Raw genomic sequence first — 15,362 nt, forward strand, 5'->3', positions numbered from 1 at the left:
CTTACCATTTCTTTATTTTCTGCTGATCAACATCGATTAACATCAAAGATATATCTGTTCTGACTGAAGGATCTGAGAATCTCATGAAGCTGCGCTTTGGACTTATTTCGCTTATGACGGCCGCCCTATTACAGACCAGTGCCATGGCATCGGTCGACTATAATATTGCCAAAGGGTTAGCGCCGGCATCTGCCGATCAGTCGATTTCGGTCTTGCAGTCCTTTCGTGGTGATTTCCGGATTTTAGGTTCAAAAACCTATACCGATGATGAACAGGCCAAGTTTTCTCCGATTGATTATGCCGTGAGCTGGGGCCTGTTTGCAGAGCCGGAAATTGCCCGGCATATTACGGTAAATCAGTACGACCGCTATTTAAACTGGAAGATGGATCGTTTGCCGGTGCCGGCAGAGCAGGCCATGCAGATGGTTTCCAATATGCACATCATTCCAGCCAATCCGAACATTGCCAAACAGATCAAGCAGGTCAAACGTGGTGATCTGGTGCGTTTAAGCGGGGAACTGGTGGAAGTTAAAGACAAAGATATGGTCTGGACGTCATCACTCACCCCGACCGATACCGGCGATGGTGCCTGTGAAGTGTTTCGGGTCAGTTCAATCCAGTGGATTGAAAAAGTAAAACGCAGTTAATGTGGCCTGATGGGTAAAATGTAGCGCCAGGGGAATGTTGATGAATCATAGCAAGACGCTCATTCTCTGTAGCTGGCTGGGGCTGTTGGCCCTCAGCGGTTGTGGCAGCGTCAGCACCCCGGTCGATGGTACTCATGTTTATCATGCCGATCAGCAATGTCCGGCACTGTTAAATTTAAAGATCGGGGAAACCCTGGAATTGCGTCTGGCAGAAAATCCGGCCACCGGCTATCACTGGTCGGTGATGCAACATCCGTCCATCTTTAAGCTGGAAACCTTGTATCTACAGGCGGATGCAGAAAATACTCAGCATGACTCCGCGCAGTTAAATGCGGCTGGAGAAAAAACTTTCCGTTTTCGTGCGGTTCAGGTCGGTGAAGGACTGATTCATTTAAAACAGGCCAGGGCGGGAGAACCGCTTCCCTTGGCAGAATGGAAATGCCGGGTGCGCGTGGCTTAAGACCTGAACATCAGACATAAAAAAACCTCTGTTTTAGAGGTTTTTCGTTTTAAAGGCTTATTTGGCCGTTAGCGCTTCGCCTTCAAACTGTACACCAGCCCAACCTTGCTGCATAAACTGGCGGATATTCTGGTGATCGGTGGCTTCAGGCGTAGCCAGTACCGCCGCATAGTGTTCAGCAAACAGGCTTAAGGTTTGCGCGTGGTCTAAGCCATTTAATTTGGCAAAACTCAGTACTTTGGCGCTGCCCTGGTTTTCGGTGGCGGCATTGTGTTGCTGGCCATTGCTAAACGCAGTTGGCGTGTGGGTATAACGTGCATCAATATAGGCAATCACATCGGCAAAGTTCGCTTTGCCTGCATGCAGCTGGGCCAATAAATCTTGAGCCATCATGTTCTCAGTCCATAGAAAAAATTGGTAAAAGCCCTGCGACAATAGCATGTTTTTTCGCAGGGGTTTAGCTTATTTCGGCCTCAATTTTTGCACCCGGCAGATGAAAAAATCTGCGCTTTGGCCCAACTTGTGGATAAAATGGCAGTTATACACATGGGAATTAACACGACATGAATTGGCTTTGGGTGGCATTGGGTGGAGCAATCGGGGCGAGTCTGCGCTATGGCCTGAGTTTGTGGCTATTTAAGCCCGGTGTGTTATTTCCTTGGCCGACCTGGTCGGTGAATCTGCTCGGCTGTTTTGCTGCCGGAATATTCTTTGCCTTCAGCCAAAAGTTCCCGGTGTTACAACAGGAGTTGCGACTGTTTTTGATGGTCGGAATTTTAGGTGGCTTTACTACCTTTTCCAGTTTTGGACTGGAAACTTTTCAATTGCTAAAACAGGGACACACCAGCGTGGCATTAATGTATGTGATCTCAAGTGTGATTTTGGGTGTGCTTTGTCTGGCGGTGGGTTTTTATCTGTTTCAGGCGCTATTAAATACGAAATAAAAAACAGGAAAATCAACTATATACAATAAAAAATGAAGCCTGGCTGGAGATAAAGGTCTAGGCTTCATAAAGGATGTGTATGCCAATTTTTTTTTTACTGCGTGGCTTAGTCCTTGCTGCGTTTAAAACGGGCAAAGCGTTTATTGAAGCTGGCGACACGGCCTTCATTGCTGGCCTGACGTTGCTCACCGGTATAAAACGGATGCGAAGCACTGGAAATATCTAAAGTCATATAGGGATAGATTTTGCCCTGATATTCCTTGGTCTGCTGCGGCTTCAGGGTGCTGCCAATAATAAAATAGGCATCGGCATTGGTGTCGTGAAACAGCACTTCCTGATATTCGGGATGGATCTCTGGACGCATAACAATTCCTCATGTTTGCTGAATATTGTAATGTTATAACGTAACAAATAAAAAGTAAAGTCAGCCCGAATGGGTCATTCGGGCTCAGCGTGGTTTTTAATATATGGTTTAAGCGTGTGGTGGAACCAGTTCTTCAAACAGATCATTTAAATTGTCATGCACTTTTAAATGAATCAGATTCCAGTAATGACCCGATACCGTACGGTTGACCATTAAGGTATCGGGTGATGGCTTGAATACATCCCAATATTTTAACGAGGGTTTCATCAGTTCCATACCATCATGATGGGCCGAGTTTTCGGCAAAATCATAATCGGTGGTCAAAGGGCGCATCAGCACTTCCAGCCAGGCCTGATACAGTTCTGGTGGGAATTTGCCTTGCTCGGACAGGGAGTGCAGGGCAGTCAGTTCCTGTTCCATTAAGGCAATATTCTGGGCACGGCCGGCCTGAATCAGCGCTTTAAAATGCTGCACAATGTCATTGGACAAGGTCTTCACACCGCCGTAATCATAAATAATCACGCTGCCATCTTCACGGAAGGCAAAGTTACCCGGATGAGGGTCACAGTGGAAACGCTTGAGATAGAAAATTTCCTGACCAATAGCGCGAAACAGCCGGCGTCCCAGTTCATTCCGGGTCGCCAGTGGCCACTGGCTGGCGGTTTCAATACTGTCACCCTGTTCCAGACTTAACGTTAAAATATGCCGGGTCGAATAGTCCTTAAAGACCTGCGGAATAATAATTTTACTGTCCAGCGCCTGATGGAAGGTACGCGCCACTTCCAGGTTTTGTGCTTCAATCTGGTAGTTCAGCTCATTGTCCAGACTGTCCTGAATTTCCTGGAACAGTTTGTCCTGCAATTTGCGGTCAATTTTTAACACACCCATTAAACGCAAGGCCAGACGCACCTGTTTCAGGTCACTTTCACAGGCTTCATCGACACCCGGATACTGGATTTTCACTACCACCTGTTCACCCGTCGGCAAAATTGCCTTATGTACCTGGCCAATGGACGCGGCGGCAAATGGGGTTTCATCAAAATGCTGGAAAATCTGCGCGAGGGGCTTGCCCAGTTCTTTTTCGATTTGTGCCTGAATTTCGGCAAAAGGCATGGGCGGTGCCTGACGTTGTAATTTGCTGATGCCCCGCGCCACTTCTGGTGGGAAAATATCTTTATATTGCGAGGCAATTTGCCCCACTTTCATGACCGCACCTTTCATTTCTCCCAAGGTATCGGCAATCTGGATACCAATATCCTGAAACAGTTTGCTGCGTGCGGCATTCTTCTGCTCGTCATCGGCAGAAAAGTTTTTAATTGAATTGGAAACGGTTTTGGTGGCGATACTGGCGGTCATACTGGCCAGTTTCATAAAGCGACGACCCGGTGTACTAGCCGTTTTTGCCATGCGAGGTTCCTTAAGATCATCTTGACTATCTGCCTTGAGCATACCGGCAGTTGGGTGAAAAGCCTACTTTAAATTGTTAATAAGCAAATTCACTAAATATTGCACATCAAAAAGCCGGCGGTAATAGCCGGCTAAAGATGATGAGAGGCGAATCGCTTAGCTGCTTTGACTCAGACGCTGGTTGTTCATATACAACCGGATCAATAACAGCACACAGGCCACGCTCAAGCCGACAATCAGGCCGACCCAGACCCCGGCGGCGCCCATGCTGCCAAAGCGGGAAAAATACACCCCGACCGGAAAGGCAATGACCCAGTAGGCCAGCATGGTAATCCACATTGGGCCTTTGGTGTCCTGCATACCGCGCAAACAGCCGGCTGCACTAATTTGCCAGGCATCCATTAGCTGGTAGGCAATTGCAAACAGCAGCAGATACATTGCCACCTGTGCCACATCGACATCCGAGGTATAAATCGAAATAATTTCCGGACGGAACAGCCACATAAAACTCATGGTCATAAAGGCCAGCAGGGTTGCGGTAATCAGCCCCAAATACTGCACGCGGCGCATGGCAGCCCAGTTTTTTTCACCATAATAGGTGCCAATGCGGATGGTCAGTGCAATGGCTAGAGACATCGGAATCATAAACAGCTGTGAGGTCACCGACATGGCAATCTGGTGTGCTGCTACCAGCGTTTCTCCTAAGGGGCTAATCACGATGGCTGCGGTACTGAAAATACTGACTTCAAAGAAAATTGCCAAACCAATCGGCAGGCCGAGCATTAAAATCCGTTTCATCCAGTAACGGTCGATGGGTTCCCAGCGGGTGAAAATCTGGGTGCTTTGGTAGGCGCTGCTTTTGGAAATGTACAGCGCCAGGGTAATAAACATCAGCCACTGTAAAATGGCCGTGGCAAAGCCGCAGCCGGCACTGCCCAGTTCAGGCAGCGGCCCTAAACCATACATAAAGATCAGGTTCAACGGCACCAGTACTACCAGCGCCAGCAGACTGATGACCGTTACCGGACGCGGATAACCCAGCGCCTCGGAATAGCCACGTAGCGCAGCATACATGGTCACCGCCGGCATACCAAACCCAATGGCATGCAGAAACAGTCCAGCTTTCGGTTGCAGGCTTTCTGGTACTCCAAGCAGCGGCAATAACAGCGGTGCCAGCTGTAAAATCAGGCAGGCAATCCAGCCCAAAATAAACGCCACCCATAACGATTGCCGGGCAATGGTGGCAATTTTTTCCGGTGTACGCGCACCATTGGCCTCAGCCACCAGCGGTGTAGTGGCAATCATGATGCCACTAAACAGCAGCATCACCGGAAGCCACAGCCCCACACCGACTGCAATTGCGGCTAAATCGGTCGGTGAAAACTGACCGGCCATAATGGTATCAATTAGCCCCAGACCGGCCTGGGCAAATTGCGTCACCAGAATCGGAATCATTAAACGGAACAGTTGTTTTAATTCAAAACGTGTGCTGCCAAGCGTAGCCACAGTTATTACCCATATTCATCATGTGCTTAGAACAGAGCGATTAGCGTTGTAAAGTGAGAAGCACACCTATAAAAATCACCACGCCACCCAGAAGACGTTGCCAGTTGATGGGTGCTTTTTCTGTGCCCAGGACACCAAAATGATCGACCAGCATCGACATGGCAATCTGGCCAAACAGGATTAAACCGGTCAGGGTGAGATAGCCGAGTTTCGGTGCTGCATAAATACTTAAGCTGATGGCATAAACCCCTAACACGCCGCCCAGCCACATATACCAGGGCAAATGGACGATCTCGTGCAGATTGGGTTTGGGAACCTGTTGAAAAAACACCAAAATAGCCAGCACTATTGTACCAACCAAAAACGAGAAAAGGGCAGCCTGCAAAGGAGAATATAAATATTCGCGTAGCTGGGTATTGATGGCGGTTTGCAGGGTCATGGCAATCCCGATCCCCATGGCCAGCGGCATTAAAAGCAGTAATTGCGAAGATATTTTCATCATTCTAACACGCTAATTCTTCTGTAATTTTTTCTAGTGTAGCGGTATTCGCTGTGAGATTTTATCGGTGTCCTGATGCAGTCATGTTAAAATATGCATCTTCCTTTGCTGTTTTTGAGCTTGTTCCTTGGCTGAATTGAATCCTGCGTCTGTTCCCTTGTCCCTCTATATTCACATGCCGTGGTGTGTGCGCAAGTGTCCGTATTGCGACTTTAACTCGCATGCCGTCCCGGATGGCAAACTGTCACTGGATTTAGAACAGCAATATTTACAGGCCTTGGTCGCCGATTTTAATACGCAGCTGGAATTTGCCCAGGGCCGTGAAATTCACAGTGTGTTTATTGGCGGTGGGACGCCATCGTTAATTTCTGCTCAAGGTTATACTTGGTTATTTGATCAGCTCAAAGCCTTGCTGCCATTTGAACACAATTGTGAAATCACTTTAGAAGCTAATCCAGGCACGGTTGAACATGACCCTTTTGCGGGTTACTTAGCGGCAGGTATTAATCGTTTGTCGATTGGCGTACAAAGTTTTAACACTGAGCATTTGCAAAAATTAGGTCGTATTCATAGTAATCACGATGCAATTTCTGCCATTCAACATGCTGCAGAAGCAGGTTTCCAGCGTATTAATGTCGACTTAATGCATGGTCTACCGGAACAAAGCTTAGAGCAGGCTTTGCTTGATTTAAAACTGGCAGTCGAAAGTGGTGCAACGCATGTGTCGTGGTATCAATTGACCATCGAACCCAATACGGTATTTTTCCGAACCCAACCTTTGCTGCCAAATGATGAAGTACTCGAAGCGATTCAAGAACAAGGTGAAGCCTATCTAAAAGCCCAAGGCTTTATCAATTATGAAGTGTCGGCATGGCGTAAAGAACAGCCTTCGGCACATAACTTAAATTATTGGCAGTTTGGTGATTATTTAGCGATTGGGGCAGGAGCGCATGGCAAAGTAACGCGACCTGATGGCGTATATCGTTATCAAAAAACCCGTCAGCCGAAAGACTATTTAGCCAAAGTACCTGCCGAGCATTTGCAGTTTAAACGCATCGAAGCTGAAGACATGCCGTTTGAATTTATGATGAATGCACTACGTTTAAATAAAGGTGTGGATGCTCATCTTTATACAGCACGTACAGGTTTGGCATTAGATACGGTTTTGCCTGTGGTAAATTCCTTACGCCAACGTCATTTGATGGTGGCAGATGAAACTCGCTTGTCGTGTACGCCGCAAGGGCATATGTTCTTGAACTCAATATTAGAAGAGTTTTTATAAGACGATAAAGCCCAATATATATTGGGCTTTATCTGTTTTTAAGTAGTGCTTAAGGCAAATTGACACCTGTTAATGAGCCAATCATGCTATTTGGATCATTGCTAAAAATATAGCCATCGCCTGTGTACAGCCAACCAATTTTACCTTGTTCATTTAAACGACGTAGTAAATTTGGACTGCCATTGTTTAAACGCAAAGCATTTTCTGCAAAGACTTTATATTCTGTAGTAGTCGATTTACTGCTGTCTTTTTCAAATAAAAGCGCTTCTGTTTCGGTTGGTTTGACATAAAAAGTGCTAGAAACTAAACGATAACCCGCTTTCAATTGATTTTGAATGATTGTATTGATTTCTGCAGTATTTGGTTCTGTTACTGAGTTCATTGGCTTTTTGACATATACATAGCTATAGGTACCGTTATGTGTGCTGCTATTGGCACAGGTTGCTATATCAACGCTATTGGTATTCGCTAAGGTGGTTTGTGCACCAACAAAAACATTCGAATCCCATAAAATCAATTTACAGCCTTTTGCCCCGAGTTCATTAAAGCCAGCAATCATATCTTGGACTGTGGCAGCAGGATAAAAGTGTTTGTAATCTAAAGTATAGCTGTCTGATGCAGAGGTTTTTTTCACAAAATAATGGGTGAAATTCAGTGATGAACCTGCACGATGTGATGAAAATGGTAGATAGCCATTGGCCGCTTGCGCTTTCGCTTCATCAAACCAACGTGCATAGCGAATATCAAGGCTATTTAAATTCAAATTTTTACTGGTATAGGCATAGCGCTGCTGTTGCTTGCTATTGGTTAAATATAAGTTTTCAGGGCTGCCTGAAGACGTCGTTTTAATATTACGGTGCAGCAATGCATAACCTTGCTGACCTAAGGTGTTGAGTTGCGCTAAATATTCTGTTGCTTGACTTACGGGATCTAAAGACGCAGCTAATTGATAACTGCCCGTTGCCAATACTGTTTTTGGAGCGAGCGTACTAAAAGCCGGTGAACTTTTAGTTAAACAACTTGCATTTTTAATAGGGTCTGCAATTGCATTGATTTGTTTTTCAATTTCTGTGTGATCTTGAGAGGTAATGATGCAGACTGCATTGCTGTTTTTATAAGTTAATGCCACTTTTAGCGCAGGCGCGTTGGCATTCGAAAGTGCAGACCTATAATCTGCTAAATGATAAATCACAGCACCTACTTGTTGCTTAGGTTGAATATTACTCACCATAGCAAACTGATCTGTTAAGGTTCGATTATCAATTAGAGAGCTAGCACAATTTCCAGCTTCTGTTGCTTTAACACTTTCTGTGGTGATATCTAAAGCTGTTGCTGCTGTTTTAGAAACCACGGCTTTACTGTATGGACAACCTGTCGGCATACCAAATAACCAAGAACCTTGAAATTGATCTGCAACATCTGCGACTGGTGTTGGTGTTGGTGTTGGTGTTGGTGTTGGTGTTGGTGTCGGTGTCGGTGTCGGCGTGTTGGATGAGCTATCAGAACCACCACAGCCAGCCAGTACCAAGCTGCCCATACTGATCGCTAGAATATGCAGTGAAAGCATTTTATATTTCATGATTATTACCTGTTATTTTTAGAGTTTTCACCGCAGAGCTTAGCGATTTTTCAATATAGAGATGAGCTGAGAATGTAAGCGATTTTATAAGTGTAAAGGGGAGTTAAGATAGGTTGTGATTTCAATCACGTTTTTAAATGGTGCTTAAAGATCAAAATGAGCGTGATTTTTAGGCCAAGTCACTTTTGTATTCAAATTTAATAGTTGTTAAAAGAAATATTTTTCTTTAATTCAAGCACATTTTTGGTGCTTGAAATTAGTACACAATGCACATTTTAGAAAAAACAGTAGGATTACAAAATCACAAAATAAAAAAGAGCGCCGAGGCGCTCTTTTTTACTTGCTTTGATCATTAGTAATCGAAGCTAAAATGTTCTGGTGCTAATGCAGTCATGGTTTTAGATGGATTGACCATCGCTTCGGCATGACCTTGGGTACGTGGCAATAAGCGTTCAAAGTAGAAATCTGCCACTTTGATTTTCGCTTTGTAGAATTCTGGGGTTTCTGCGCCATCATTCGATGCCAGTTTGGCCGATGCAACGGCCGCCTGCTGTGCCCAGAAGTAAGCCATCATCACATAACCCGAGAACATCAGGAAGTCGACAGAGGCACTTGAGACGATGTCGCGGTCTTTACGTGCCGCCAGCATGATGCGTACCGTCAGGGCATTCCACTGCGCGCATAGCTTGGTTAAGTCCCAGGCAAAACGGCGCATGTATTTATTACGGGCGTGCTGACCACAGAATTTCAGAATTTCTGCGGTATAGTCACGAATCACTTTACCTTTTGAGGTCAGCAGTACTTTACGGCCAATCAGGTCAAGCGCCTGTACACCGGTGGTGCCTTCATATAGGGTCGAGATACGCGAGTCACGTACAATCTGTTCCATGCCCCATTCTTTGATATAACCATGACCGCCATAAACCTGCATGCCGTGGTTGGCTGCTTCATAGCCCATTTCAGTCAGGAAGCCTTTTAGAATTGGAGTATAGAAACCCAGGTGATCATCATGCTGTTCAAAGGCAGCAGTATCGCCACGCTCCAGTGCATCGGTCATTTTGTCGGCAATTTGTGCGGCATGATAAATCATGGCACGACCACCTTCAGCAATAGCTTTTTGCGTCAGCAGCATACGGCGCACATCGGCATGGTGAATAATGGCATCGGCCACTTTTTCCGGATCTTTTTTACCGGACAGGGCACGCATTGACATCCGTTCTTTGGCATACGGTAAAGCACCCTGGAAGGCCAGTTCCGCATGACAGATCCCCTGAATCGCGGTACCAATACGGGCAGTATTCATAAAGGTGAACATGGCATGCAGGCCTTTGTTTGGTTCGCCAATTAAATAACCCACCGCATTGTCAAAGTTCAGCACCGCGGTTGCCGACGCGCGAATCCCCATTTTGTGTTCAATTGAACCACAGGTCACTGGGTTACGCTCACCCACGCCACCGTCTGCAGATGGCAGGAATTTCGGTACGATAAACAGGGAAATGCCTTTGGTGCCGGCTGGAGCATCCGGTAAACGTGCCAGCACAATATGGACAATATTTTCGGTCAGGTCATGTTCACCGGCAGAAATAAAGATTTTGGTGCCTGAAATGGCATAAGTGCCGTCGGCTTGCGGTTCTGCTTTGGTTTTCACCTGACCTAAGTCAGTACCACATTGTGGCTCGGTCAAACACATGGTTCCTGACCAGGTGCCTGCCACCAGATGCGGCAGATAGGTATCTTTTTGTTCGTCTGTACCGTACTGGATAATGGTGTTGATACAGCCCACACTTAAACCCGGATACATCTGGAATGACCAGTTGGCTGTGCCCATCATTTCAGATTTAATCAGGTTTAACGACATAGGCAGGTTTTGACCGCCGTACTGTTCCGGATAAGACAGACCTTGCCAGCCGCTTTGCACAAACTGGTCATAAGCCTCTTTAAAGCCTTTTGGCGTTTTCACTTCGCCATTTTCAAAATGACAGCCTTCTTGGTCGCCGGTCTGGTTCAAAGGAGAGAGGACATTTTCACAAAAATCAGCCGCCCCTTCGAGAATCATGTCGACTGTTTCTGGATCTGCTGCTTCACCGTTAGACAAAGTTTGATAATGTGCTGGATAGTCAAACACTTCATTCATTAAGAAACGAATGTCGTGTAAAGGCGCTTTATATGCTGGCATAACATTAATCCTGATTTAAAAATAGTTTTGGATTATCTGATCGGATAGTTTGATTATTCACATTGCGCATCAAAATACATTGATGTTGAATTCAGTTAAAAATGTCAGAAAAGCGAATCAATAGAATCTTATAGACGTGGGATCAGTTCTAATTTAGGAGAAAATCCTGCCCTTGTCACCACTGTTTTTTGTATTCTATTTATTTAAATTATAACAAAATAAAACATAAGTGAGCATGATCTAGGACCAAAGCCTAATAGTAGTAAAGGCGTTTAAATCTGGGCAAATCGGTTGCCATATTTGTGTCATTAAATCCAATCATAATACGGGTTAATTGTGCAGCCCAAAGGCTAGGCATAAAAAAAGAACCGTGCAAGATCGGTTCTTTTTCTGGGCAAAATCGCAGATTTTAAAGAAAATCTTTTAAATCGGGTTTGACCCCATTCCAGATTGAAAACGATTCAATTGCCTGTCCGACCAGCATGCCAAAGCCTTCCGAGGTTGGAATCTGACGGGCCTTGGCCTGTTCCAGAAAACTGGAGGGCTTGCCATAGGCCATTTCATAGGCATGTTGAAATTGCAGCGCGTCCGGCAGAATTAAAGCATCGCCACTCAAGCTGGCCGATGTCGCATTAATGACAATGTCAAACTCGCCCGCTAGTGCATCCAGACCAATGGCGGACAGTTCGGCCTGTGGTACGGCTTGCTGCAAATCAGCCACCAGCTGTTCGGCGCGCGCCAGAGTACGGTTGGCAATCACCACTTTTTTGACGCCGGCCTGAACCAGCGGATAAATCACGCCACGGGTGGCGCCGCCGGCACCAATAATCAGAATTTCGGTATTGTCCAAATTCCAGTTCAGCGCACGAATGGCATCGACCAGCCCTTGACCATCGGTATTGTCACCATACAGCTGACCATCTTGCATCCACAAGGTATTTACAGCTTTGGCGGTTTTGGCCCGTTCGCTGAGTACATCACACAAGGCAAAGGCCTGTTCTTTAAACGGCACGGTGACATTCATGCCTACCCCACCTTCGGCAAAGAATTCACGAATATTGGCTTCAAAACCATCCAATGGTGCCAGGCGTTTGCGATAGACCAGATCAACCCCGGTTTTTTCGGCAAAGGCATGATGCAGTTCTGGAGAGCGGGACTGTTCAATCGGGTTGCCCACAACGGCAAATTGTTTGCGCATTTTCACATGATCCATGTGCTGAAATGCCCATCAATATACGCCAAATCGGGCAGGGGCTAAAGCCTGCAAATGATGAACAATTGGAATAAATACAATAAGCAAAACGACACAATCGGGTGTCGGGCAGGGAAGGGAGGACAAGGTAAAAGAAGAGAAAATTGAATAGAGAAAAATAAAAAGATCAATAAAGCAGTCTGATCTGTAAACCTGTGACGGCTTAAGGATTACAGATATCCAAGATGGTATCTAAAACCAGCAAGACCGAAGTAAAAACCAGAGCAATCAGGGCAAAAACACTGGCCACAATCGACAGGCTGTCACTTAAAGGATGTTCGAAAATAAAGGTAATACTGAGAGAGCAGACTAAAATACTGAGAATCAGCCAGAACAGCAGGCCTTTGTGTTGAGCAATGAAATTTTGCAGCATGGGAGCGTTCCTTAAATCGATACTGGCTCAATTCCATCTTTTGCCAGACACATTAAACCAAGACTATAGAGTCTACTCGCTTTAAATGAAAGTCTTATGAAGAGTTGGCGAAAAAGTGTATGCAAATATATTTAAATGTATGCACCTTGCAAGCGTGTGTTGCAAGAAAAAAGCTACCACTATTTGCGGTAGCTTTTTAGACATTTATTGTAGTTCGCGTAGCCAGTCATGCGGCTTTAAATAATAGTCGGTGAGTTTTTTCTCTGCGGAATCGGCATCCCATTCCGGGCGATAACTCCAGCCGGCCAGATTGGGCAAGCTGACCAAAATGGATTCAATCCGGCCGCCAGTTTGCAGGCCGAACAGCGTACCACGGTCATAGACCAGGTTATATTCCACATAGCGACCACGACGATAGAGCTGGAATTCACGCTGCGCTTCGGTATAAGGTTTATCCTGATTGCGTTTAAAAATCGGCAAAATCGCTTCCAGATAGCCATTGCCCACCGCCTGAATATATTCAAAACAGGTGTCAAAATCCCACTGGTTTAAATCATCAAAAAACAGGCCGCCCACTCCACGCTGTTCATCGCGATGTTTCAGATAGAAATAGTCATCACACCACTGTTTGTGTTCGGCATAGACCTGCTCGCCAAAGGGCGCACATAAGTCATGTGCAATCTGGTGCCAGGACAGGACATCTTCATCATTCGGATAAAACGGGGTCAGGTCAAAACCGCCGCCAAACCACCAGATCGGGTCCTGACCTTCCGGTTCGGCCACAAATAAACGCACATTGGCATGTGAGGTTGGAACATTTGGATTTTTCGGGTGAATCACCAGAGATACGCCCATCGCCTGCGCTTTGGCACCGGCAATGCCAGGATGGCGTTCGGTTGCCGAGGCAGGTAGTTTGGAAATATTGATATGCGAGAACATCACCCCGCCTTTTTCAATCACGCTGCCATTTTGTAAGACCCGGGAACGGCCACCGCCCCCTTCAGGGCGCTGCCAGTCATCAATCACAAATTCAGCCGTACCGCCGCCGGCCTGTTCCTGTTGTTCTAACGCGGCACAGATGCGCGCCTGTAAATCGAGAAGAAATTCACGTACGCGTTGAATATCAGCGGAGGTAGGATGCTGCATGATGACACTCATGAATAAAAAACAATAAGCACATCAAAGCACAGATTGGTAAAAAAATTAAGAGGGGAAGGGCTGCTGTGCGCTGCGCATGGCTGATCTAAGTGAAGAGGCAACAGCATGAGCTTCCCGATTCCCGACCAAAAGGCTAGGTTGAATTCCTGTTTTAAGCTCCGCACAATAGTGAATACGGGCCTTGTGCCCACCTCATAGGGGCAATTGCAGTGGAGCAATGTAGATGTTGAAACCGGCCAGTTCTCTCGTACAAAAATACAATGTTCCGGGACCCCGCTATACCAGTTATCCGACCGTACCGTATTGGGAAGAGGCCAGTTTTTCTCGCGAGGCCTGGCAGCAAAGTCTGCAACGCGCGTTTGCTGAATCCAATGCCAGCGAAGGCATCAGCCTGTATATCCATCTGCCCTTCTGCGAAAGTTTATGTACCTTTTGCGGTTGCCATAAGCGCGTGACCAAACGCCATGAAGTGGAGCAACCCTACATTCAGGCGGTGCTGAAAGAGTGGGATTTATATTGCCAGTTGCTGCCAGACCGGCCGATGATTAAAGAAATCCATTTGGGTGGCGGCACGCCGACTTTCTTTTCTGTAGCCCATTTACAGCAGCTGATTCAGGGCATTCTGGGCAAAGCCACAGTGGCGCCCGAGCATGAATTCAGTTTTGAAGGCCATCCGAACAATACCACTCGTGAACATTTGCAAGCGCTGTATGATCTGGGCTTTCGCCGGGTCAGCTATGGCGTGCAGGACTATAATGAAAAGGTCCAGAAAGCCATCCACCGGATTCAGCCTTATGAACATGTGCAGCGTGTGACCGAATGGGCGCGTGATATTGGCTACACGTCAATTTCGCATGATCTGGTTTTTGGTCTGCCTTTTCAGAATCTGGACGATGTTTTACATACCATTCAGCAGACCACCCGGTTAAATCCGGACCGTCTGGCTTTTTATAGCTATGCGCATGTGCCGTGGATTAAAGGCAATGGCCAGCGCGGTTTTAAAGATGATGATGTGCCAAAAGATGAACTGAAACGTACCCTGTATGAAGAGGGCAAGAAAAAACTGCTGGCGCATGGTTATCATGAAATTGGCATGGATCATTTTGCCCTGAAAAGTGATGCCATGTATCAGGCTTTTCAGCAGGGCAGTCTGCACCGTAACTTTATGGGCTATACCGCTTCCAAAACCCAGCTGATGATTGGCCTGGGATTGTCCTCGATCAGTGATAGCTGGTACAGCTTTGCGCAAAATGAAAAGACCCTGGAAGATTATTATGCGCGACTGGAACAGAACGAAATTCCGGTATTTCGCGGGCATGTACTGACCGCCGAAGACCTGATGATTCGCCGGCATATCCTGAATTTGATGTGCAGTTTCCAGACTTCATGGGCTGACCCAGAGATGCAGTTCCCGGAATTGCCTGAGGTGCTCAAGCAGCTGGAAGAAATGCAGGAAGATGGCTTGTTAACGCTGTTTGAGGATCATTTACAGGTTACGGAGCAGGGCAAACCGTTTGTACGTAATATCTGTATGGCGTTTGATTTGCGTTTAAAGCGTAAAGTGCCGAGTACCCGTATTTTCTCAATGACGATTTAATTTTTATCTCATTCAATTCAGCATTCAATCACATGATCCGGCGACAGAGAGGTCGCCATTTCACTGTATGGCAGGGATGCCATATCAGTGAAATAAAGGGGTTTGGTTACTTTGCCCC

15 protein-coding genes are annotated in these 15,362 nt (G+C 46.3%); 5 read left to right on the top strand and 10 right to left on the bottom strand.

What is annotated here, in order from left to right:
• Positions 1–113 precede the first annotated feature (113 nt).
• Entirely contained in the window at positions 114–647 is a 534-nt protein-coding gene (locus FTT64_RS03820) for a hypothetical protein (protein ID WP_370459245.1), read from the top strand.
• A gap of 40 nt (positions 648–687) precedes the next feature.
• Entirely contained in the window at positions 688–1,107 is a 420-nt protein-coding gene (locus tag FTT64_RS03825; protein WP_227554604.1) for a protease inhibitor I42 family protein, read from the top strand.
• Positions 1,108–1,164: 57 nt separating this feature from the next.
• On the opposite strand, the gene FTT64_RS03830 is transcribed toward FTT64_RS03825, so the two are convergent.
• A complete protein-coding gene (locus FTT64_RS03830; RefSeq protein ID WP_035363454.1) occupies positions 1,165–1,497 on the bottom strand; it encodes a HopJ type III effector protein in 333 nt (110 codons plus the stop codon).
• A 173-nt stretch (positions 1,498–1,670) separates the two neighbouring features.
• Between FTT64_RS03830 and crcB the strand changes: the two genes are divergently transcribed.
• Positions 1,671–2,051 carry a fluoride efflux transporter CrcB gene (gene crcB / locus FTT64_RS03835; protein WP_104503649.1) on the top strand — a complete coding sequence of 127 codons (381 nt, stop codon included), beginning with the start codon at positions 1,671–1,673 and terminating at the stop codon, positions 2,049–2,051.
• 106 nt (positions 2,052–2,157) lie between these two features.
• On the opposite strand, the gene FTT64_RS03840 is transcribed toward crcB, so the two are convergent.
• The 4 genes from FTT64_RS03840 to FTT64_RS03855 all read right to left on the bottom strand — a co-directional run bounded on the left by FTT64_RS03840 (position 2,158) and on the right by FTT64_RS03855 (position 5,827).
• The gene (locus FTT64_RS03840) at positions 2,158–2,415 is read right to left on the bottom strand and encodes a type B 50S ribosomal protein L31 (RefSeq protein WP_016658507.1); all 258 of its coding nucleotides are present in this window, start codon (positions 2,413–2,415) and stop codon (positions 2,158–2,160) included.
• Between the two features lie 108 nt (positions 2,416–2,523).
• Positions 2,524–3,822 (bottom strand): AarF/ABC1/UbiB kinase family protein, encoded by a 1,299-nt coding sequence (locus FTT64_RS03845; protein WP_180182057.1) that lies wholly within the window; start codon positions 3,820–3,822, stop codon positions 2,524–2,526.
• Positions 3,823–3,978: 156 nt separating this feature from the next.
• Positions 3,979–5,277 carry an MATE family efflux transporter gene (locus FTT64_RS03850; protein WP_075168245.1) on the bottom strand — a complete coding sequence of 433 codons (1,299 nt, stop codon included), beginning with the start codon at positions 5,275–5,277 and terminating at the stop codon, positions 3,979–3,981.
• 91 nt (positions 5,278–5,368) lie between these two features.
• Positions 5,369–5,827, bottom strand: a complete 459-nt coding sequence (locus FTT64_RS03855) for a DMT family transporter (RefSeq protein ID WP_016658510.1) — start codon at positions 5,825–5,827, stop codon at positions 5,369–5,371.
• 127 nt (positions 5,828–5,954) lie between these two features.
• On the opposite strand from FTT64_RS03855, the gene hemW reads away from it, so the two are divergent.
• Positions 5,955–7,109, top strand: coding sequence for a radical SAM family heme chaperone HemW (gene hemW, locus FTT64_RS03860; protein ID WP_180182056.1), 1,155 nt, complete (start codon positions 5,955–5,957; stop codon positions 7,107–7,109).
• 49 nt (positions 7,110–7,158) lie between these two features.
• Here hemW and FTT64_RS03865 read toward each other — a convergent pair whose 3' ends face one another.
• From FTT64_RS03865 to hemF, 5 genes are all read right to left on the bottom strand, one after another.
• Positions 7,159–8,688 (bottom strand): PT dipeptide repeat lipoprotein, encoded by a 1,530-nt coding sequence (locus tag FTT64_RS03865; RefSeq protein WP_180182021.1) that lies wholly within the window; start codon positions 8,686–8,688, stop codon positions 7,159–7,161.
• A 352-nt stretch (positions 8,689–9,040) separates the two neighbouring features.
• Complete coding sequence (locus tag FTT64_RS03870) at positions 9,041–10,864, bottom strand: acyl-CoA dehydrogenase C-terminal domain-containing protein (protein WP_016658512.1); 1,824 nt, start codon at positions 10,862–10,864, stop codon at positions 9,041–9,043.
• 409 nt (positions 10,865–11,273) lie between these two features.
• Positions 11,274–12,062: a shikimate dehydrogenase gene (gene aroE / locus FTT64_RS03875; RefSeq protein WP_104500701.1), complete on the bottom strand. Its 789-nt coding sequence runs from the start codon at positions 12,060–12,062 to the stop codon at positions 11,274–11,276.
• 217 nt (positions 12,063–12,279) lie between these two features.
• Entirely contained in the window at positions 12,280–12,489 is a 210-nt protein-coding gene (locus FTT64_RS03880; RefSeq protein WP_104473167.1) for a hypothetical protein, read from the bottom strand.
• 204 nt (positions 12,490–12,693) lie between these two features.
• Positions 12,694–13,635, bottom strand: a complete 942-nt coding sequence (hemF, locus tag FTT64_RS03885; RefSeq protein ID WP_180182055.1) for an oxygen-dependent coproporphyrinogen oxidase — start codon at positions 13,633–13,635, stop codon at positions 12,694–12,696.
• A gap of 235 nt (positions 13,636–13,870) precedes the next feature.
• On the opposite strand from hemF, the gene hemN reads away from it, so the two are divergent.
• Positions 13,871–15,244: an oxygen-independent coproporphyrinogen III oxidase gene (gene hemN / locus FTT64_RS03890; protein ID WP_180182054.1), complete on the top strand. Its 1,374-nt coding sequence runs from the start codon at positions 13,871–13,873 to the stop codon at positions 15,242–15,244.
• The last annotated feature ends 118 nt before the right edge of the window (positions 15,245–15,362 follow it).

The organism is Acinetobacter sp. Q186-3 (assembly GCF_013420655.1).
GTDB classification, from domain to species: domain Bacteria; phylum Pseudomonadota; class Gammaproteobacteria; order Pseudomonadales; family Moraxellaceae; genus Acinetobacter; species Acinetobacter indicus.